Source organism: Paenibacillus sp. FSL K6-3182 (assembly GCF_037976325.1).
In the GTDB taxonomy this organism is placed as follows: Bacteria; Bacillota; Bacilli; order Paenibacillales; family Paenibacillaceae; genus Pristimantibacillus.
In genome coordinates this window covers 5,759,966-5,780,453 of sequence record NZ_CP150265.1, presented here as the reverse complement: position 1 = coordinate 5,780,453, position 20,488 = coordinate 5,759,966, and the positions used below count along the sequence as shown (strand labels likewise).

Sequence of the window (20,488 nt, the reverse complement as noted above, 5' to 3'; positions counted from 1 at the left end):
GTCCACGTGTGGGCTCTTCTTTTCTATGATGAAGAGGCAAGATGACAAACATACATCTAAGGGGAGATGGAACAATGAAAAAATTATCTTTTAGATTTGCGCTTGTATTGGCATTATCCATTTGTTTAACATTGACGGCTGCTGCTTGCGGCAGCAAAAACACAGACACAAACAACGGCAAGAATAGTGGATCAACTTCTACGGAACAGCAAACGGTTACTTTCTGGTCTTGGGTTCCTACGGATGTACAAGCGGAGAAAGCGATTGCGGCATTTGAAGCAGCTAACCCGAACATTAAAGTAGATTACTGGCGCGGCGAGCAAACAGACTTTCAGAAGAAGCTTCAAGTAGCGATGGCTGCCAACGAAGGTCCGGATCTTCTTGGTATGCAAGTTGGAGGCATGCTGAACCAATATGCCAACACGCTAGAGCCTATCGAAGCGCTTGCGGATACGAACTGGGGTACTGGCTGGCAGGACAAGTTCGTTAAAGCTTCTATCGATCAAGTAAGAGCAAAAGACGGCACAATGGTTGCACTGCCGCTTAACTTGACTGGCCAAGAATTTGTTCTTTATAACAAAACGATTTTTGATAAATTGGGCATTACAAAAGTGCCGGCAACGTATGAAGAGTGGTTGTCTGTAAATGCGACTATTCGTGAGAAAGGCAACGGCATCGTGCCTGTAGCTTTCGGAGCGAAGGACATTTGGCATGACGTTGATATGTTCGTAGCGCTTAGCAATCAATACGCGCCAGGCAAAATCTATGAAGCAGAGCAAGGCAAAGTAGCTTGGACCGATCAAGCTTTCGTCGACACAATGACAGCATGGAGCAAGCTATTCACTGATAAAGTAATGCAAGACGGAGCTTTGGGCTTGTCTACTTACCCAGATGCTCGTGACCAATACTTCTATTCTGGTAAAGCAGCGATGTTCTTGACTGGTTCTTGGCATGCAGGCTTCAGCCTTCCAGGCGGAGAGAAAGACGGAACAGCGATTGAAAACGATGAAACGGGCATTTTCTTGCTTCCGCAAATCGGACCAAACGAATCCAAAGCGGTTGCCAGCGTAGATACAGCACTTTCAATCAACAAGAACTCCAAAAACAAGGAAGCGGCTTGGAAGCTGCTTGAGTTTATGACACAAGGCGAAGGCCAACAAATTATGGCTGATTTCATTCAAGGATCACCAGCTAAGATTGGCGTTGAAATTCAATCGCTTGATCAATTTAAATTCGAATCCGAGCGTGAAGCGATCAAAACGGTGAAAGATGCAATCGAAAATGCAGTAGGCAAACGTCTGCTTGATTACCCTGAGCTTACGAATGCGATTGGTGTAGCGATGCAGGATGTTGCAGCAGGTAAAAGCATTGAAACCTCGCTTAAAGATATCCAGAAGGTTTCTGACGGCATCGACCGCAAGTAGATTCGAACTTTAGCAAGCAATAAGATTTAGAGCAGATAAAGAGCATGGATATGCGTGTTGGTATTCATGCTCTTTCTTATACTCAAAATCGGATATTAGATAGGTAAATGAAGGGGTGATACACCATGAACGGCAATCGTTCTGTTCTTTCCGGATGGAGAGCTTATTTATATATTTTACCAATTCTTATCGTATCGGGTTTATTTTTGTACTATTGCATAGGATTTACGGTTTATACGAGCTTTCATTCATGGAACGGCATTGACTCGGAGATGAAATATATCGGCTTTGATAACTATATCAAGCTGTTTGACGATAAGTCCTACCATATCGCACTGCGGAATAATCTCGTGTTCTTTATTTTTACAGTGGGCATTCAAGCGGCGCTTGGGTTAATGCTGGCGATACTGCTTCGCGCGAAGCTGCGGGGCCATTCCATCTTCAGATCGGTCTATTTCATACCGACCATTATGGCACCGATCATTATTGCAGCTATATTCCGTATCATTATGGATACAAACTTCGGCAGTCTAAATGAAGGATTGCGCGCTTTGGGGCTAGATTTTCTAGCTGTATCCTGGCTTGGCGATCCCAAATATGCGCTCATGTCGATCATTATCGTCAATATTTTTGAATGGATGGGCTTTAGTATGACGCTTTATTATTCAGCGCTTCTAGCCATTCCAGATGAAATCTATGAATCAGCAAAAATTGACGGCTCCGGCTTCTGGAGGACGCTGTTCAAAATTACGGTTCCGCTCGTTGGCGGCACAACGTCTACACTCGTCATTCTTGGTATTGTCGGCTCGCTCAAAACGTTCGACATCGTATCGCTGCTTACTGGCGGCGGACCGGGGCGCTCGACAGAGTTTCTGACTACCTATGTGTATAAGAAGGCGATTGAGGAGTTTAATGGCGGGATGTCCGCTGCTGCAGGAGTGACCATTCTCATCATCGCTCTCATACTTGCCGTGCTGCAAATTCAGTATACGAACCGTCAACAACGTGATTTATAACCGTAAGGGGTGAGCTCAAATGTTTATTAATTTACGCAAATTAGATAAATGGATCATTCAAGCCGTGTTAGCCATAGTTGCGGTCGTTTGGTTGTATCCGCTTGTACAATCCGTCATTAAATCGCTCGGCATCAATGGGTTTGGCAATTATCTTGCCGTTATCAATCACCCAAAGGTCAATTATTTCCTAGTCGTTTTCAATAGCTTTTTTATCGCGGTATGCACAACTCTCGCAGTAGGTTTGCTAGCTACACTGGCTGCTTATGCATTCTCAAAAATGCAATTCAAAATGAAAAACGTCCTGTTTTATTCGCTGGTTGCCTGCTTGGCTATTCCTGCGACAGCGGTCATGTCACCGCTCTTTTTTACAGCAAAAACACTTGGCATTATGAATAGCTATTCTGGCGTCATTTTGCCATTGGTCGCATTCAACGCACCGTTCATGCTTCTTATTCTCAAAAACTATTTCGATTCCATTCCGAATGCGATTCTGGAAGCGGGCATGATTGATGGCTGCACATCCTTCCGAATGTACAGAACGATCATGATCCCGCTTGGCATTCCAGCTATTATTAATATTGCAGTGCTTACGTTTATCTACTCATGGAATGACTATATCATTCCGCTGCTCCTCATTCGTGATGAAGAGATGTATACCGTTACGCTGGCTACGCAATTTTTTACGGGTACAACAAATCAGACGCCAGAAATGGTCGCACAGCTTTATGCAGCGCTTATTTTGATGACTATTCCTTCAATTATTGTTTATATGTTCGGTCAGAATGCAATGAAATCAGGCTTAACGGCAGGTGCTGTAAAAAGCTAATTAATGAGCTATTAGATAAGCTGGAGGAGGACTATTATTATGGCTAAAAACATCGGACTGCCGCATCATGGCGGCGCATCGTATTTGAATCCGCTGAAGATCGAAGCGGGCGCAGGGCAGCAGGAGCCGCTGACGCTCGTGCATCCCGATCCTTACCTTTTGAAATTTAACGGTCGTTATTATACCTATGCAACCGCGAAAGCTGGCGTAGTTGTGCTGCGCTCCAGTGATCTTGTAAGCTGGGAGCACTTAGGCTATGGATTTCAGCTGGAAGGGCATAAGGAATATTGGGCGCCAGCAACTGTATATGAGAATGGCCGCTTTTACTTATACGTATCATCTATGCCGATTTCGGAGGATGATGTGCATGAAGAGCGATTGATGGTTGCTGTTTCAGATACGCCGGAAGGCCCATTCGAATACGTGCGAACGTTTTATGACACGTTTTCATTGGATGCGCATGTCGTGAAGGACGAGCAAGGCGATTATTATATGTTTTACTCCAATAATGAATATTCAGGCGTAGATCGTGATCGTGCGGGCACAGTCATCTTGGTCGATAAAATGCTGGATATGGTTACGCCAGCCGGTGATCCGCAAATTGTCGTATTGCCTACCATTGATGAGGAAATCTATGAGGAAAATCGGTTTGGCGACAACCGTGACTGGCATACGATTGAGGGTGCTTTTTATTTGAAGCGCGGCACTAGGCACTATATGATGTACAGCGGAAATGCATATGTACGCCCGAATTATTTTTTAGGTTATTCGGTGGCAGACGGCAGCAAAGGCCAGCCGCTTCATGGCCTGGAATGGAACAAATTTCCTTCCGATGATCAATATGAGCCGCTTCTTCGCAAAAATGATGGTGTCGAGGGCGTAGGCCACAATTCCGTGGTGAGAGCTCCAAACAACGTAGATTCATGGGTGTTTTACCACGGCCGGAATGCTGACGATGTTCTTGACATGGACCGTGAGCAGCGGACGATGCGAGCAGATCCTCTGCTTTGGAGCGGTGATCGGCTCTATATTGCCGGCCCGACTTATACGCCGCAGACAGCGCCGGCGCAGCCAACATTCCGTGATTTATTTGACGGTAGTGAAGAAGGACTAGGCGAGTTGTGGCAAGCAGCTGCGGGAAGCTGGACAAGAGCAAATGGCGAAGCGCTTCAGATGAACCGTGCTGTTATCGCCGGGGCGGTCACGAAGTCTGCATACAGCCACTATGTTCTTGAAGCAAGCGTGAAATGGTCGAAGGATCATACCGGCGGTTTATATGGCATTTATGCCGCATATCAGGACGAAAGCAATTATGTGTCGGTCTTATTGGATGTCGGACGAAGAGTATTGCGCGCTCATGCCGTCTATAAAGGCATTCAGCATGAAGCAATCGAGCATGCTTTGCCAGAGAGCTTTAACTTCGCCGTATACCATTTGCTGCGTGTGGAGAAAACGGGAGACAACTATTGTATTCAGCTTGATGAGGTTACCGTTATAGATAAGCGATTCCCGATTGCCAGCGGCAGCGTAGGTTTGCAAACGCGCTATACAGCAGCTTCCTTTGCAGGTTTTGAGGTAACGCGCCATTTGGCGTTAACGGATGCGAGCAGCACTGCATTTGCTGAGCAGCTTGAGCGGACGAGCGGTGATGGCATCTGCCGTGTCAGCGGCGGCGAGCTTCACTGCCGCAGCAAGCAAGGGCTGCGTACAGCTTGGTTATTGGACAAACTAGGTGATGCTGCCTCAAGCGAAGCTTACCGTTTTGATACCGATATTCTCGTGAAGCGTGGTTCCGAATATGGCATCTATGCCGCTTATACGGATGAGCGCAACTCGGTACAAGCAGTGTTGAATCGTACCGCCAGTTCGGTAACCGTATCGTCATGCATTGATGGAGAGGCATCTGTTTTGTCCAGCGTTACTTTAGATGCGGCAGACTTCGATTGGACAGTCTGGCATACGCTTTCGAGTACGGTCGTTAACGGCTGCTTGACCATTCGACTGGACGATCAAGTCGTATTTGCAGGTGCTGTATCCAGCCTTGCAGGCTTGCCTGGTCTGGTGGGCGCAGGTGAAGCTTCGTTCCGTGAAACGCGGTATACGATGCTTTAATAAGTGAGTGTTGTAATGAAGGATTACTGAAATAGTGAGTCTGTTTCTTTAGGTCGCGAGCGACCTTTAGGGACGGACTCTTTTTTTTTATAGCAAATCTACTAATTTTTTGTGAGTTTTAATAGCAAGGAGATTATTTTGGCTACGACTGGGAAAGAATAGAGGTGAAGGTCATTAATAGAACGATGGGAATGATCGATATGATGAATGTTCATTGGCGCCTTGCTGAGCTGTGGCTGCTGCAGGAGAAACGGAGCTTAACGGAGCAAGAAAGCTCAGAGCTAAACGCCTGCATGAAATTGAATGCCAAGTACGCACAAAGACTTGCCGAACAATATAATTTTGGCTATATGGCGAGCATGACAGGTGATGAGGTTTGGCTTCAGGAAATCGGAGTCGAAATTGACAAGCTGGAGAGAACTAATGAATGCAAGCGTCCTTTGTTTTTTGAAGGCAAAACAGAGAAGTAAGCAAGAAACGGCTTATTAATGAGCGTGTATTGGTATGAAAAAACAATCGTCAAACTATCATTCACTAGAAATAAAGCTAGAATATAGGTTATTATGATAGTGATGATTCACATGCAGGGCATTCTAATTAAGAGGTGATAGGTTATGGCTTTTCAGTCCGCAAACATCTTTGTGAATTTACCGATTAAAGATCTAAATAAGACAGTCGATTTTTTTACTAAATTAGGGTTTGAGTTCAACCCCCAATTTACGGATGAGAAAGCTACCTGTATGATCATCGGACCTAATATTTTTGCTATGCTGCTGGTTGAGCAGTACTTCCAAACGTTTATTGATAAAGAAATTGCAGATCCATCAAAAACAGCTGAGGTCATACTGACATTATCCGCCGAAAGCAAAGAGCAAGTGGATGAGATTGTGAATAAGGCTTTGGAAGCTGGCGGTAAACCTGCTAAAGATCCAATAGACCATGGATTTATGTATAACTGGAGCTTTCAAGATATAAATAATCATCTATGGGAACTAGTGTATATGGACCCAAGTGTGATCGAACAAGGGTAATCTGGAGCAATAGGCAAGTAATGCAGGGGTTGTCTTAAACGTAGATTTATCTGCGTTTTGGACAGCCCCTGCTTTGTTTTGTTAATCGAGCTTAGACTGCGTGAATCCCTAAGCGCTGCTCTGCTGGCGCTGCGTTCACCTACCATTTGGATTGCACCACTATTTTCAGTTAACGAACTCAGCAACTCGTATTTAAACCATTTGTCTTGAAATAAAAGTGTAGCGAACTCCAGCGTAATTATTTCGAGAAAAACAGCTCAAAACATCCAATACAGCATGCTATAACGTTAATAGGGTTCGTTAAAATTCAAAACATGGAATTTTGTTCACAATAAGCATGATACAGTTCGTTAGAGCTGTGATCTGAGGAGGGTTAGCCAGCATCTCGTTCTCAGTTTGTAAGCCCCCTTGAAGATGACATCAACCTCGGGTTATTAGTTATGACGGGAAAACAGTTCCCATAAAAGCTCACGCCGGCTGTTTACCCCCGTTTTTGTGAAAATCGACTTTAAATGGTCTTGAACGGTATAGGCAGAAATATGAAGAGATTCAGCAATTTCTTTAGTTGAAAATGCTTTGATGATCCGCTCTATAACCTCCTTCTCGCGAGAAGAAAGGGCGTATGCTTCTGATATAAGCGGAACAATATCGGATGGTTTAGCCGGCTCGATAAATACCGCAAGCTGGGTCAAACCATTTGTTCCATCCAGCCTACTCGCATGCAAGGATAAATAATGACCGCTCGGCATCCGAATACATACTTTTGCTGACTTTGTTTCATCCGCAGAAGAGGCTGGCTTCGCCAGCGCCCGAGAGCAAACAGCTCTGATTGGTCTTGGCAGTGTATCGCCTTCTATTTGCTCTAAGCCTCTTAAGGCGGAAAGCCAGCGGCGGGCAGCATCATTGGAGGAATTGAATTGAAGCTGCTCGGACAGCACCAAGAAGCCAGGCTCCTCTAAGCCTGCAACACCCTCGGTCGACGGAAGCTCCAAAGCGTATTTTTTTAATGTTTTGGCTAAAATCGGAGCGACAGCGACGATAAACAAAATTTCAGACTCAAGGAAAAAAGGCTCTCCTGACTTACGGAACAACGTCAAATATCCCCAGCATGAACCCTCACAAAGCAAAGCAGCACGCAGCTCGTCTCCGAATCCAGCAGGCAGCAGAACCTCTTGGTAACGACCGCTTCGTCCCAAGTGGCCCTCAGTGGCTTCGCTTAAGGAGGCTGCTGTCATTTCTGCCTGGGCTAACTGCTCATAGCTGTTGTAATCCTCATGCAAATATTCATATTCAAATAATTGATGATGAATTGCCTCCACAGCCTCATCTGTTGTCGCCCCGATCGAGAGCAGAGTCATCGGATCAACAGAAGTGCAGCAGGCTCCAGCATAAGGCACGGCTTCTCTGATGATGGATAAGGCCGCTTCGCGATAAGCCTTTGATGTTATTGATGCAACGGACAACTTATTTAATCGCTGCTTGACCGTATCTATAGTTAAAGACATACGCAATCTCCTTTATTTCTGTATTCGAAATCCCACATTTATGGGATGGTTGTTTATTTTATCTCCACTATAATTGAGAATAATTCTTAATTCATTTTACATAATGGATGGGATGATGAACAGCTTTGCTGCTGCTTATATATTAGACGGCTATGTTGATTTAAGAGAGGGTAAGGGGACAGCTATGAAAACAGACATCATTGTAGTAGGCGGTTACGGCCATGTTGGCGGGAAAATATGCAATCAGCTTGCGATTCATTATCCAGGCAACGTGTATGCGGCAGGCAGAAGTCTAGCGCGAGCTGAGCAATTTTGCCAGAGCGGGGGCGGGAAGGTAAAGCCGCTTCGCATTTCAGTGAAAGAACCGCTTAAGAAGCAACAGCTTGAACGAGTAAAGCTTGTTGTGATGTGTTTGGATCAGATGGACACTGCCTTTGCGGAAGCTTGTTTGCTCGCTGGGACGGACTATGTAGACGTATCGGCGAATGGTGCTTTTTTTGCAGCGATGGAGCAATTGAATAAAAGCGTGAACGATCAGCAAGGAACCGCTGTATTAAGCGTCGGGCTGGCGCCAGGCCTGACGAATCTGCTGGCGCTTAAGGCCGTGCAGTCGATGGATGAAGTGCAACGGATTGATATCGGCATTATGCTGGGTCTTGGAGACGCGCATGGCAAAGCAGCAATCGAATGGACAGTCGATAGTCTCTCACGGTCATTTCATATTACGGAATCAGGCAGCGCACGAAGAGTCAGCAGCTTTACGGAAGGGCTTAAAACAGATTTTGGCGCTGATTTAAAAGTCCGAACAGCCTATCGCTTCCCATTTTCCGACCAAGAAACACTACCTCATACATTAGGCGTACCATCAGTTTCTACGAGGTTATGCTTTGATTCGCGGATCGTCACCAGCACGATAGCACTCTTTAAGGGATTAGGATTCGATCGTCTGCTGCGATTAAAACCGATGAGAAGTTTGGCGATTCAATTGCTCGGTAAGCTTCGAGTCGGTTCTGCTCGTTACGCGGTAAAGATCACAGGTTACGGTGTTAAATCAGGAGTGGAGACGTTAATCGAATATGGGCTGCAGGGTACAGAGGAGGCCGAAATTACAGCACAAACGGCAATTGCGGTTGCCATGGCTGTATACAGCTCGAATCTGTCAAAAGGAGTTTATCATATTGAGCAATTATTTGAGCTCGATCTCTATGAAACAAAGCTTGAGCTGCGTTTAAAAGAGGACGAGAACAAGCTTTCAATCGCTGCTATTTCCAATATCGAGAGCTGGACTAGGATGAATATGTAGTTTTTCAGCTGGTTCATTTGGTATAATTAGCATTAAATGCCTAAAATACTTAATCGGTTTTACGATAGGGAGATGGAGCTGAGCATGGATAAACATTCGATGATTGCTTTCATTTTGGAAGAATATGCGTTCGTAAAGGAGGATAACCGCGCACAGTTTGATGCGATTATTCTGCGTTTATCCGGTCATAAGGGCGGGATATCGTTGGAGAGCTTGTCGGCGTGGGGAGAAGATGACCTTACGCAGCTGTACCAAATTCTGTCTGGGCATAAACTGACTCGTGAATACGTACCGGATATCATTCAAGCCTACGCCAGCATCGATAGGGCAAATTTGCCATCGGAAATATCGTTTGGGCCGATCGTCAAAACGGAACAAAAATGGGATAAGCCGCGTGTTCATCGGCAATATGGCAACTATGAGGTGCCGCAGGCGATTAATCAGCTGTACGAGCTTGAGACTGAACTCGGAATAACAATGGATCTAGAGCTGGGGCTTATCATGCAAAAATATGACCTCCGCTATCCATGTACGCCGCCCGATTTTATTCCTTTCGCCAGCTCTGGTTGTGATGGCATTCATTATTGTTTTGTAACGGATTTCGGAGCTGTCAAAGATTTGGAGCAAGCTTATATAGCTGTCGTATCGCCAATGGATTTTGATTCAGAAATATGGCTTGTTGCCAAAAATATTAAGGATTTCCTTCGTCTTATTATTACAGATAGAAGTCTACTATATAATAACCCTGCGACATTTGATGATTTCTTTAAAAAGCTGCGAGAGCAGAAAAAAGAAAGCTTGGCGGATGAGCATTCAGCGGCGCTGCAAAGGCTGAAAGAGCTTTTTGGACTGCGTGAAATTACTGACTTGGAACAGTATATACAAAGTGTACGTGAGGAAAGGGCGCAAGCGATTTGCATGCAAACGCTGGATTCGATTGGTGTTGTACCGCTTTTGGGTCAGGTTGATTATACCGCTGAAGGGCCGCTCTCTATTGATTGGGATGATAGGCGGGCGCTCGATGCAATGGTTGAAGAGGCAAGCCCGGAGAGAAAGCTTGCTTTCCTTCGTGATGCGCAGCACAAGAAATTAATTTTGGAAGACAGACGGATGCTCAGACGCTGCAAGCGCGTATTGTCGGAGCTGGAGTTATATCATGAGCTGAGTAATTTGCTTGAACTGGTTGACCAATAAAATTAAAATGAATTAGGAGTGTGTTCTCGATAAACCTACTGTTTGTATGCAGCAGAAACAAGTGGCGAAGCTTGACTGCGGAAACGATTTTTCAAGGTGTTGGCGGTAATGAGGTGAGGTCCGCTGGTACGGAAGAGAATGCCCGGATTAAGGTGACAGCAGGTCATATTGGCTGGGCTGATTATATTTTTGCAATGGAGAAAAAACATATTCGAAGGCTGCAAAGCAAGTTTGGCCATGAGCTTTCGGGCAAGCAGTTAATTTGTCTTCATATACCAGATGAATTCGAATACATGAACGAGGATTTAATCGATCTGCTTCGCTCAAGTGCAGCTTCCTATGTCAGCGATCTGGGCTAATGATTAATGTTTTTGTTCAATGGCGAGCAGAAGCTTATACAAAGAATGGGCTCCGAGCAGTTGGTTTCTATTGACTCGATTTAGAAATTGCATCGATTCACGCGCTATTTTTATCGCATTTTCTACCTGGTTATCGTCTACCTCTTTCAGCACCTGCTGAATGATCTCAAGCGACCATACCGCCGCCTTGAAGGTGCGAATAATTAAGATTTGACGCAGGTTTGCTGGACTGAAGATGCGGTAGCCATTTTCCTTGTTGCGATTAACAACAAGGAGACCCATCTTCTCCCAGTGGCGAATAGCGGAACTTGGTATGGTTGTTGCCTCGGATACTTCCCCAATGGTCATCCCTTTTCTTTTCCTTGCTTTATGCAGCAAATGAATTTCATCGGTCTCCAGCGCAAGAATCGTTTTATCGGCGATCGTTTTGTCACGGTGAAGCTCTGCCTGTGCGCTGTTTACAAGCCATAACGCCTCATCAATCTCGCCATGGATCAGTTTAATCATCACTTCTTTGGTAAGCGTCATTCCAAAACCTTCATTCATCGCTCTTATGCACTCAAAGTAAGCGACGTGTTCTGCTGTATATATGCGATAACCGTTTGTCCCTCGTTCAACCGGCGGAATGATGCCCCAATCCTCGTAGTGTCTCAACGCGTTCGTACTAATATTTAATCTCCTGGCAATGTCGATCGGCCGAATCATCACAAAAAACACCTCCGAACCTTTTCTAAAAACATTAAACAACCATGGGAACCTTTTTGTCAACGAAACGGGTTTAAATAGGGTGTTTATTTGCCTAACCTTCTCACTTGCATCAATGTAGTATGCTGGAATAAATGCTGGAAAAGCGCTCTAAATAGGCGAAGCGTTGCTTACCCCAAAAATTTATTGTCAATGAGGAGGACATGCATGAACGATACGATAGTCATTACAGGTGCACGCGAAAATAACTTGAAAAACATTTCACTCTCAATCCCCAAATACAAATTGGTTGTGTTGACAGGGCCCTCAGGCTCCGGCAAATCAACGCTTGCCATGGACACGCTGCAAAGGGAATGTCAGAGGCAGTATATGGAGTCAATGGGGATGGTGTCGGATTCCATAAGCAAGCCGAAGGTGGAATCGATAGCTGGACTTTCTCCTTCCATCAGCATCGGTCAGCACGTCACCAATCGCAATCCGCGTTCTACGGTGGGTACGGTTACAGATATTTATACGTATTTGCGTTTTGTCTACTCCAGGCTTAGCAGCCGTATATGCAGCAGCTGCGATACAACTATACCGCCTGTATTCGATGAAGAGAATGATATCGCAGCTGCAGAGGAAGAGGAGGGACGCCAGACGATCGTATGCCCGGGCTGCGATAAGGAACATGAGAAGCTCGGAATGGCTCACTTTTCTTTCAATAAGCCGGAGGGAGCCTGCGAAACCTGCAGTGGGTTAGGACATGTTGCCACGCTTGACTTAGAAGCGGTATTCAATCAAGAGCTGAGTTTCCGCAGCGGCTGTGTGACTTACTTGTACGAAGTACAACTCGAATATTATGCTGTCATTTTAAAGGCTGCAGGAGACCATTATGGATTTACATTTGATCTCGACCTGCCATTAAAGGATTATACGGAAATCCAGCGTGATCTGCTTTATTACGGCGTGGAGAGCGATGCATTCATGAGACATTTTCCTCTTGCTGCGCCGCCAAAAACAGTCGGAAAAGGCAAGTTTGAAGGCATTGTAACTGGAATGTGGAGAAGATATAAAGAGAAGGAAAGCGAGCAAGGGGCAGCAGAAAAGGAAAACGATTATTTTAAGCAAGATGGGTGTACGGATTGCAAGGGCATGCGTCTAAAAAAAGAAAGCCGGTCAGCTTTAGTGGCAGGGGCTTCGATATCAGAAGTATCCACTTGGTCATTGGAGGATTTGCTTTCTTGGACCAAGCAGCTTCAGGATGCTGTGCCTCCACAGGGACGGCCGCTGCTTGCGCCTGTCATGACTGATATGCCGATACGTTTGGAGAGAATCATCGATGTTGGCCTTAGTTATTTATCTCTGGATCGACAGACCGTCTCCCTCTCAGGCGGGGAAGCTCAGCGTCTGCGATTAGCGTCACTTCTTGGGTCTGGACTTACTGGGGTGCTCTATATATTGGATGAGCCAACAACAGGTCTACATCCGCGCGATACAGCAGGTTTGCTTCGCGTTCTCATGCAGCTGCGTGATTTGGGCAACACGGTACTCGTTATTGAGCATGATATCGAGGTCATGAGAGCTGCAGATCATATTATCGATATCGGTCCAGGAGCAGGATATTTAGGTGGTACCGTCGTTGGCGAAGGCAGCTTGGAGGAGCTGATCGCAAGTGAGAGTTCCGTTACAGGTACCTATTTGCGTCAGGAAAGCTTGCCAGCGGCGGTACGGACAAGAAGGTCAGGCGACGGTAAACAGCTGTCGATTGTCCATGCACATGCTCGTAATTTGAAAGGGTTTGACGTTGCTTTTCCGCTTGGCTGTCTCATCTCGGTGACGGGAGTGTCTGGCTCAGGCAAATCGACCTTGTTATTTGATTTGCTTGCGGAGGGAGGGCAGGGGAAACCACGTATTGCAGGCTGCGACAGCATTGCGGGCTTTGAGCATATCGGAAATCAAATTACGGTCGATCAGTCACCATTAGGCCGTATGCAGCGCTCAAATATTGCGACTTATACAGAAGTATTTACACAGCTGCGAAATTTATATGCAGGGCTGCCAGAGGCGAAGCGCAATCAGCTTACCTCGAAGCATTTTTCATTTAATACACCAGGGGGACGCTGCGAGACTTGCCAAGGACTTGGCGTATTATCGGTAGACATGAGTTTTCTCCCTAATCTTGAAATTCGCTGCACGGCTTGCAAAGGAAAACGATTCAAAGATGAAGTGCTGAGAGTCACCTACGAGGGTTATTCGATATCGGATTTGCTTAATATGACGGTTGAAGAGAGCCGAGCTGTGTTTAAAAATAAAGCAAAGATTGCGAGCATGACCGAGCTGCTGTGTGAAGTGGGGTTAGGTTATCTGCAATGGGGGCAGTCGGTAAAAACATTGTCGGGTGGAGAGGGTCAGCGCATTAAGCTGGCTAGGGAGCTGAACAAGAGATCGAACAAACATACCCTTTATTTGCTGGATGAGCCAACAACGGGTTTGCATCTAGCGGACGTTGAACGGCTGCTTGCTCTACTCAATAAATTAGTGGATGCCGGCAATACGGTCATTCTGGTTGAGCATTGCTTGGAACTTATCCGGGAATCCGATTGGGTCATCGATATAGGGCCCGAAGGCGGTGCAACAGGCGGCAATCTTGTCGCAGCAGGAACGCCAGAGCAAGTAGCGGCTATTGCTGCTTCCTATACAGGACAGTTTTTGAAAAAAGCGCTGGCTGGCGGATTGTAGACATATATAAAAGGGAGCTGTGGAGCTGTCAACGTCGATTGCGTTGGCAGCTCCTTATTCGCTATTCGGCAGCGAGCTCTAAAATCCGCTCATTCACATGATCAGAATATAATCCGCCATGGTAGCAGATGACTGTGTTTATGTCGTATTGCGTTAATTTTTTGATGGATTTTTTTGCGGTATCCGGGTCGAGGCAATAATGTGGTGTCGGTCCTAGCAACTGGTCGTTTTCAACGATCAAGGCATCAGCTGCAATTAACGTTTTGCTAGCAGTATGATAAAGGCTAAGATGTCCGGGCGTATGCCCAGGTGTGCCAATGACGATAATTCCTCCGCAATACGGCAATTGTTGCCCATCTGTAATGATAACATCGACATTCGCTTTGGGCGGATTTTCAAGCGTCTTCCTGAATGCGGCTCGCCATTCCTCAGGCACCTCTGCCGGCAAGGCTTTGACAGCTTGCTCAATCGATTCTGGTGTAACTTTGAGCAAATGTGCTTCACCTTGAATGTAAGGAGCTTCTACTTTGTCCGCAAGCACCTCCGCCTTATGAGGCAATTCCTGCAAAATCGCAGGCAAGCTTCCAATGTGGTCAAGGTCTTGATGGGTAATAATGATTTTGTTAAGACGCTCAAACGCAAGTCCAGCACGCTCCATTTGCTCCTTTATTAATGGCAGCTGCCCCGGATAGCCAGTATCCACTAAGATCACGGTGTCGTTATCCCAAATTAAAGTGGGATAAATCGTTTCCATTCGACCCATCATGACCGCTGATATTGGCATCATATTAACGCCGCTTGCAATGTTCATTTTAACCCTCCGCTACTGTTTAGAAGTTTTTGCTGCAGGTGAGTTGCTCTTTTCAAGTAACATCGTACCAGTAGTTAAAATGTATGTAAATAGTAAAATGTTATATTATAACACAAAAATAATTATTTGTCAATATGCAATAGTAGCGTTTTTGATGAAATAACGTTTCATCTCACGAATCATATATTCACGCCCAATGGAGCCCCAAGGGTCCCATTCTCTAGAATCGGGATAATGTGCTTAAGTGCATTGTTTTTACTAATGGGATGTTGATACGCTCATCACATTGGAACTGCAATCGATCGTAGAATACTACGTAAAGGTATGTTCACTATTTCCATAAAGGCGACAATTAATTGGCAGCAGTCTTATGATTACCCATTTTCCTTGTTTTGTAACCGAAGCAAGCTTTTTTCTTGCGTCCTGCTCGGCCATGATCATTTGCCGAATGATGGTTTATTTGATTGCTTGGAAAAAAGGTGTAAATTCCTTTTCCCTCGTATTAGTCGGCATAGGTGTGGCTTTCTTATTGTCGGCGATGACTACATTTATGCTTGTGTTTATTCCTGCCTATTCTTCCGGATTCTCCTATATTTGGGTGACCGGAACAGTTTGTGGAACAAGCTGGACCTATGTATGGAACCTTTTACCATGGACCTTCGTCATAATGGTTATCGCACTCGATTTATCTATTTACTATATCGGACACGAAATAACAGGTAGCAATGGTTGAATTTTTTTGGAGAAAGGAAGTGTGCATTTGAAGCGTGGTTACATCATTCTGATTGGCGTCGTAGTTGTGGCTGCTGCAATTTTGATGTTTTTGTTTCGGGTAAATGAGAATCAGGTTACCGTTCAGCGCATGCTTGATTTCGAGCAGGCAGAGCCGACCTCGCAAGTGGTGTGGGAGGATCGAGAGTCGATTCGAGCATTCGAATATGCATTCCGATTTGGTAAGCAGATGAAGGGAAAGGTCGATATCGCGGCACCACCCTATTCTGTAATCTTAGGGGACTCGCGTTACCTGCTTTGGATATCGAAGAGCAGCGAGCATGGGAATTTCATGAAGCCAGGTGATACTGGAACGCTTTATCGATTAGGGAAATCATCCACGAAGAAGATTTGGACTTTGCTGGAAGATGCGTATTCGGTGAGTGGTTCTGGCAAAGAAGGAGCAGACGAGCAAGTAGACGGAGAACAGCAGATTACGCAGAGCATGTCGCCATCACCTATAATCGAGTCTTCCACTCCCATTCCTATGCAGTCGTCTGAGTCGCCGAATAACGAAGTACTCGAGCCAGCGTATTTGGAAAGCTCAGCTTTCACGGAAGAAGAGAAGCCGCTTATCGAGCTAATTAATTTGCGAATAAAGTATTTGCATGAGAAAAAATGGGATGATTTTTTAAACTTGTACACGGATAGTGCACGCAAGTCACGCGAAGGATCAAGTGGGATTACAGGATTCACCATTACAAGCATAAAGGTCGAACAACCCATAGCTATAAAAGAGCAAAAGTCGTTGTTTGAGGCTGTCGTTCAAGTTTCGGAGATCAGAAATAATGAAGATAGCAGCGGAAGTTCAGTGTATGTGTTCCATAAGAGCAAGGAAAAAGGTGCTGAATGGCGAATAGCTGATGTAGATTAATCGTTAATTAGCGGATTCACACCGTTATAGACGCAACACGGAGTCTACAATAAAGATATAAAAATAGCGGCAGCAATTGTGTGTATACCCTCGTCATAGGCTGGATAGCCGGAAATGAGAGTGGTTTACATCATTGCTGCCGCTATTTTCGTTAACCTTTTAAACGGTTGTGAATTCTACCTCTATATGAATGACCTCAGACCGGCTGCCAATTCGTACCGGTGGTCCCCAAGTTCCGAAGCCTGATGATACGATGGCATGCAGTCCGCCTTTTTTTAAATAACCCCAATCGAGCTCAAACAGCTTTCTCGTAATCAGATGATTAGGCATCATCTGGCCGCGATGGGTGTGGCCGGATACGGAGATGTCGATGCCGTTATCTGCTGCGCTTGCGATGTCGGAAGGCTGATGATCGAGCATGATCAGCGGCCTGGATTGATCTAGAGGAGCGACAAGCTCCTGAATAGGCAGCCTTCCTTTGCCGCTGAATCCCGCAGCCGCCTTATCTTTACGACCGATGACATAGAAGCTGTCAGCAATGAGCGCCGTCTCGTCCATAAGGACACGAATGCCGATTGCATCCATTGCCGCAATAAATTCCGGCACTTTCCGTCCAATGTATTCGTGATTTCCAGTTACGGCGTAAACGCCTAGTGGCGCTTTGAGCTTGCCAAGTTCAGTTGACATGTTTTTGCGAAGAAAAGGCTCAATATCATCATCAAGAATATCACCAGGAAGCAGGATAAGATCCGGCTTAATTTCTTCAACCTTGTTCACCAGCCTAACTAAATGCCGATTGCCTACGATTGTACCCAAATGAAGATCAGAAGCCATGGCGATTCGCAATTTCTTCAATTTTCCAGCAGGTTTTGGCACTTGAACGTGATAGGTTCGAACAATTGGGCTCCATGCATTCCATGAACCGCGGATAAGGAGTACAGCCATAATAAGCAAGGTCAGTCCGCCTACACCTACAATATAGATTGATTTTTCAGCGCCAGCTGCTTTTAAGATAAGGGCAACAACATTGGCAGGCGGCAAAATGATTACGGCGTATTCCAATACGGCAAACCAGTAGGAACCAATCAGCTTCAATATCTCGGCAACCGGTTTAAAAGGCGCACGGTAAACGAGCCGGCCGATAATGTACGAAAATGCAATGACACTAGCAATGATCGTATACACTGTCGCATTTTCGAAATGAAATAAATGAGATAAGAACAGCCACCCATTCCAGCCAATATAGAAGGAAATGCCGCTGTATAAGAGCAAAACACCAAAAACAATAGCAACAACACGCAGCTTCATCCATCAACGCTCCCTAGCTCTTAATCTGCTTTCTTATAAGCTGAACCTACTATATCACACCGAGATTATAGCAGTAAAATTCACAAGAATAGCAGGAATAGATTGCTAATCGCCAAGTGTTTCAATACGATAGGAAGGATGCGAAATCGATGCAAAAACGTTTTACAGCATGCTGGGAGTTAAGGCTGCAGGCGTTGCGCAGGCTGCGAGCCTATGGTATCGTTTCGTCATAATGATTGATGCGAATGAGGCATCTAAATGGAATGGAGCGAATAATCCGAATGAAATCGCTTGTACTGGCAGAAAAACCGAGTGTGGCGAAGGAAATAGCCCGTGTACTCGGCTGCGGACAGAAACATAAAGGCTACATGGAAGGCCCTAAATATGTTGTAACTTGGGCGCTGGGACATTTGGTGACACTGGCTGAACCTGAGGATTACGATCCGAAATATAAAACTTGGAATTTGGAAGATTTGCCGCTGCTTCCGCCAAAAATGAATTTAAAAATTATGAAAGAAACATCACAGCAATATCGTACAGTAGCTCAGCTATGTAAACGGCAAGATATTAGTGAGCTTATCATCGCTACGGATGCTGGCCGAGAAGGCGAGTTAGTCGCTCGCTGGATTATGGAGCTTGTTCATTGGCGCAAGCCGTTTAAGCGTCTTTGGATTTCATCTCAGACGGACAAAGCGATAAAGGACGGCTTCAACACTTTAAAGCCAGGCAAGGACTATAACAATTTGTATGCTTCGGCCGTTTGCCGAGCAGAAGCGGATTGGTTGATTGGATTAAACGTAACGAGAGCATTAACGACCAAATACAACGCACAGCTAGCAGCTGGACGCGTGCAAACGCCAACGCTTGCCATGCTGATGGAGCGGGAACAAGAAATACAATCGTTTCAATCGCAGCCATATTGGAATGTGTCCGCTGATTTTGGCTCATTCTCTGCGCATTGGCGGGAGCAGGATGCACACGATGGAAGAGTATGGAGCCGTGCTGATGCTGATGCGATCGCCGCTCGTATCAAGCAGGGAACAGCAAAGGTAAGCAAGCTTCGCACCTTGGAGAAATCAGAGCCGCATCCTCAGGCCTATGACCTTACTGAGCTGCAGCGAGATGCCAATAAACGTCTGGGCTTCTCGGCCAAACAAACGTCTAACGTGCTTCAGAAGCTTTACGAGCAGCATAAGCTGGTTACATATCCGCGTACAGATTCCAGATATTTGTCGAGCGATATGGTTCCAACCTTAAAGGGTCGTTTAGAGAGTATCTCTGCTGTTGGCCCATACACACAGCTGGCTCGCAAGCTTGTCAGAATGCAGCTTCCGATAACGAAGCGGATTGTAGATGACAGTAAAGTAACAGACCATCATGCTATTATTCCTACAGAACAATTCGTAAACTTGTCTGCTCTTAGCAATGATGAGCGCAGATTATATGATTTAATCGTAAAACGGTTTATTTCATTATTTTATGGACCTTATCGTTACGATGAGACGAGTGTCGTGCTTGCTGTAGGCAAAGATATGTTATACGCAAAAGGGAAGATCGAGAAAGAAAAGGGCTGGAAGGAAATTTATCAATCAGATGCTTATTCTTCCGTTCAAGATGATGATGACGACGACGGAGCGGGATCAGGTCAAGGGAAATCCGACGGACAGCCTGCTCAGCTGCTTCCGCCGCTATCCATCGGACAATCGCTCCCTGTGAAGCAGGAAAAGGTGCGCGAGCTTCGCACAATGCCGCCAGCACGCTATACAGAAGCGACACTGCTTACTCGCATGGAGAAGCACAGTCTTGGAACACCGGCAACAAGAGCTGATATTATTGAAAAACTGCTCGGAACAGATACGATAACTCGGACGCAAAACAAGCTGATGCCAACGGGAAAAGGAAAGCAGCTGATTGAACTCGTAGTAAACGAGCTCAGAAGTCCTGATTTAACAGCAAAATGGGAGCAGGAGTTGGAGCGTATTGCGAAAGGTAAAGGCGACCCGGCTGCCTTTATGAAAAATGTTAGACAGCAGGCTGCGAAATGGGTTTCTGAGGTTATTGCTGAGACGAAGGAATATAAACCGCATAATTTGACCCATTCACGCTGTCCTGAATGCGAGAAGCCGTTGCTCGAAATTAACGGAAAACGAGGCAAATCGCTCGTCTGCTCAGATCGTGAATGCGGCTATCGCCGTTCAGCAGAGCCAACGCTCTCCAATAAGCGCTGCCCGCAATGCCATAAGAAAATGGAAATTAAAGACGGCAAAGCAGGGAAATTTGCACAATGCAAACCATGCAATGTCATCGAAATGCTTGGCGATAAGCAAAGCGGCAAAGTGAATCGCAAGCAAAACCAGAAACTGATTGAACAGTACAGTGATAATACGTCAATGTCCAATAGCTTGGCAGATAAGCTAAAGGCAGCACTCGAGAAACAATCAGGTAAATAAACTAATGAAAACCGGCAAACAATCCTAAATAGATTGCTTGCCGGTTTTTTTTGTGAAAAGAAAAAATAGAGTACCACT

17 protein-coding genes are annotated in these 20,488 nt (G+C 45.6%); 13 read left to right on the top strand and 4 right to left on the bottom strand.

What is annotated here, in order from left to right; genetic code table 11:
• The first annotated feature begins 74 nt into the window (after positions 1-74).
• The 6 genes from MHH56_RS25445 to MHH56_RS25420 all read left to right on the top strand — a co-directional run bounded on the left by MHH56_RS25445 (position 75) and on the right by MHH56_RS25420 (position 6,409).
• Positions 75-1,424, top strand: coding sequence for a sugar ABC transporter substrate-binding protein (locus tag MHH56_RS25445; RefSeq protein WP_339204445.1), 1,350 nt, complete (start codon positions 75-77; stop codon positions 1,422-1,424).
• 125 nt (positions 1,425-1,549) lie between these two features.
• Positions 1,550-2,440 (top strand): sugar ABC transporter permease, encoded by an 891-nt coding sequence (locus MHH56_RS25440; RefSeq protein ID WP_339204444.1) that lies wholly within the window; start codon positions 1,550-1,552, stop codon positions 2,438-2,440.
• 19 nt (positions 2,441-2,459) lie between these two features.
• Positions 2,460-3,266, top strand: coding sequence for a carbohydrate ABC transporter permease (locus MHH56_RS25435; RefSeq protein WP_339204443.1), 807 nt, complete (start codon positions 2,460-2,462; stop codon positions 3,264-3,266).
• Between the two features lie 39 nt (positions 3,267-3,305).
• Complete coding sequence (locus MHH56_RS25430; RefSeq protein WP_339204442.1) at positions 3,306-5,378, top strand: glycoside hydrolase family 43 protein; 2,073 nt, start codon at positions 3,306-3,308, stop codon at positions 5,376-5,378.
• Positions 5,379-5,542: 164 nt separating this feature from the next.
• Complete coding sequence (locus MHH56_RS25425; protein ID WP_339204441.1) at positions 5,543-5,848, top strand: hypothetical protein; 306 nt, start codon at positions 5,543-5,545, stop codon at positions 5,846-5,848.
• 144 nt (positions 5,849-5,992) lie between these two features.
• Positions 5,993-6,409 (top strand): VOC family protein, encoded by a 417-nt coding sequence (locus MHH56_RS25420; protein ID WP_076267544.1) that lies wholly within the window; start codon positions 5,993-5,995, stop codon positions 6,407-6,409.
• 434 nt (positions 6,410-6,843) lie between these two features.
• Here the strand turns inward: MHH56_RS25420 and MHH56_RS25415 are convergent, their stop codons facing one another.
• Positions 6,844-7,914 (bottom strand): helix-turn-helix transcriptional regulator, encoded by a 1,071-nt coding sequence (locus tag MHH56_RS25415; RefSeq protein WP_339204440.1) that lies wholly within the window; start codon positions 7,912-7,914, stop codon positions 6,844-6,846.
• A 103-nt stretch (positions 7,915-8,017) separates the two neighbouring features.
• Between MHH56_RS25415 and MHH56_RS25410 the strand changes: the two genes are divergently transcribed.
• The 3 genes from MHH56_RS25410 (at position 8,018) to MHH56_RS25400 (ending at position 10,770) form a co-directional block, all read left to right on the top strand.
• Positions 8,018-9,217: a saccharopine dehydrogenase NADP-binding domain-containing protein gene (locus MHH56_RS25410; protein WP_339204438.1), complete on the top strand. Its 1,200-nt coding sequence runs from the start codon at positions 8,018-8,020 to the stop codon at positions 9,215-9,217.
• Between the two features lie 84 nt (positions 9,218-9,301).
• On the top strand, positions 9,302-10,411 hold the full coding sequence (locus MHH56_RS25405) for a hypothetical protein (RefSeq protein WP_339204437.1): 1,110 nt from the start codon (positions 9,302-9,304) through the stop codon (positions 10,409-10,411).
• Between the two features lie 29 nt (positions 10,412-10,440).
• Positions 10,441-10,770 carry a protein tyrosine phosphatase gene (locus MHH56_RS25400; RefSeq protein ID WP_339209732.1) on the top strand — a complete coding sequence of 110 codons (330 nt, stop codon included), beginning with the start codon at positions 10,441-10,443 and terminating at the stop codon, positions 10,768-10,770.
• A gap of 3 nt (positions 10,771-10,773) precedes the next feature.
• Here MHH56_RS25400 and MHH56_RS25395 read toward each other — a convergent pair whose 3' ends face one another.
• A complete protein-coding gene (locus MHH56_RS25395) occupies positions 10,774-11,475 on the bottom strand; it encodes a MerR family transcriptional regulator (RefSeq protein ID WP_339209731.1) in 702 nt (233 codons plus the stop codon).
• A 207-nt stretch (positions 11,476-11,682) separates the two neighbouring features.
• On the opposite strand from MHH56_RS25395, the gene uvrA reads away from it, so the two are divergent.
• Positions 11,683-14,196, top strand: a complete 2,514-nt coding sequence (uvrA, locus tag MHH56_RS25390; protein WP_339204436.1) for an excinuclease ABC subunit UvrA — start codon at positions 11,683-11,685, stop codon at positions 14,194-14,196.
• Between the two features lie 61 nt (positions 14,197-14,257).
• Here uvrA and MHH56_RS25385 read toward each other — a convergent pair whose 3' ends face one another.
• On the bottom strand, positions 14,258-15,007 hold the full coding sequence (locus MHH56_RS25385) for an MBL fold metallo-hydrolase (RefSeq protein WP_076267549.1): 750 nt from the start codon (positions 15,005-15,007) through the stop codon (positions 14,258-14,260).
• 370 nt (positions 15,008-15,377) lie between these two features.
• Here MHH56_RS25385 and MHH56_RS25380 point away from each other — a divergent pair, with 370 nt between their 5' ends.
• The gene (locus MHH56_RS25380) at positions 15,378-15,740 is read left to right on the top strand and encodes an iron chelate uptake ABC transporter family permease subunit (protein ID WP_339204435.1); all 363 of its coding nucleotides are present in this window, start codon (positions 15,378-15,380) and stop codon (positions 15,738-15,740) included.
• Positions 15,741-15,767: 27 nt separating this feature from the next.
• Positions 15,768-16,652, top strand: a complete 885-nt coding sequence (locus MHH56_RS25375) for a hypothetical protein (protein WP_339204434.1) — start codon at positions 15,768-15,770, stop codon at positions 16,650-16,652.
• 159 nt (positions 16,653-16,811) lie between these two features.
• Here MHH56_RS25375 and MHH56_RS25370 read toward each other — a convergent pair whose 3' ends face one another.
• Positions 16,812-17,960 (bottom strand): metallophosphoesterase, encoded by a 1,149-nt coding sequence (locus MHH56_RS25370; protein WP_339204432.1) that lies wholly within the window; start codon positions 17,958-17,960, stop codon positions 16,812-16,814.
• Positions 17,961-18,241: 281 nt separating this feature from the next.
• On the opposite strand from MHH56_RS25370, the gene MHH56_RS25365 reads away from it, so the two are divergent.
• On the top strand, positions 18,242-20,410 hold the full coding sequence (locus tag MHH56_RS25365) for a DNA topoisomerase III (protein ID WP_339209730.1): 2,169 nt from the start codon (positions 18,242-18,244) through the stop codon (positions 20,408-20,410).
• The last annotated feature ends 78 nt before the right edge of the window (positions 20,411-20,488 follow it).

What these genes read in the sequence shown, in the direction of transcription:
- uvrA (WP_339204436.1), top strand. Translation starts at nt 11,683, where the DNA reads ATGAACGATACGATAGTCATTACAGGTGCACGCGAAAATAACTTGAAA.
- MHH56_RS25440 (WP_339204444.1), top strand. Translation starts at nt 1,550, where the DNA reads ATGAACGGCAATCGTTCTGTTCTTTCCGGATGGAGAGCTTATTTATAT.
- MHH56_RS25430 (WP_339204442.1), top strand. Translation starts at nt 3,306, where the DNA reads ATGGCTAAAAACATCGGACTGCCGCATCATGGCGGCGCATCGTATTTG.
- MHH56_RS25405 (WP_339204437.1), top strand. Translation starts at nt 9,302, where the DNA reads ATGGATAAACATTCGATGATTGCTTTCATTTTGGAAGAATATGCGTTC.
- MHH56_RS25380 (WP_339204435.1), top strand. Translation starts at nt 15,378, where the DNA reads ATGATTACCCATTTTCCTTGTTTTGTAACCGAAGCAAGCTTTTTTCTT.
- MHH56_RS25370 (WP_339204432.1), bottom strand. Translation starts at nt 17,960, where the DNA reads ATGAAGCTGCGTGTTGTTGCTATTGTTTTTGGTGTTTTGCTCTTATAC.
- MHH56_RS25435 (WP_339204443.1), top strand. Translation starts at nt 2,460, where the DNA reads ATGTTTATTAATTTACGCAAATTAGATAAATGGATCATTCAAGCCGTG.
- MHH56_RS25420 (WP_076267544.1), top strand. Translation starts at nt 5,993, where the DNA reads ATGGCTTTTCAGTCCGCAAACATCTTTGTGAATTTACCGATTAAAGAT.
- MHH56_RS25445 (WP_339204445.1), top strand. Translation starts at nt 75, where the DNA reads ATGAAAAAATTATCTTTTAGATTTGCGCTTGTATTGGCATTATCCATT.
- MHH56_RS25385 (WP_076267549.1), bottom strand. Translation starts at nt 15,007, where the DNA reads ATGAACATTGCAAGCGGCGTTAATATGATGCCAATATCAGCGGTCATG.
- MHH56_RS25395 (WP_339209731.1), bottom strand. Translation starts at nt 11,475, where the DNA reads ATGATTCGGCCGATCGACATTGCCAGGAGATTAAATATTAGTACGAAC.
- MHH56_RS25365 (WP_339209730.1), top strand. Translation starts at nt 18,242, where the DNA reads ATGAAATCGCTTGTACTGGCAGAAAAACCGAGTGTGGCGAAGGAAATA.
- MHH56_RS25415 (WP_339204440.1), bottom strand. Translation starts at nt 7,914, where the DNA reads ATGTCTTTAACTATAGATACGGTCAAGCAGCGATTAAATAAGTTGTCC.
- MHH56_RS25410 (WP_339204438.1), top strand. Translation starts at nt 8,018, where the DNA reads ATGGATGGGATGATGAACAGCTTTGCTGCTGCTTATATATTAGACGGC.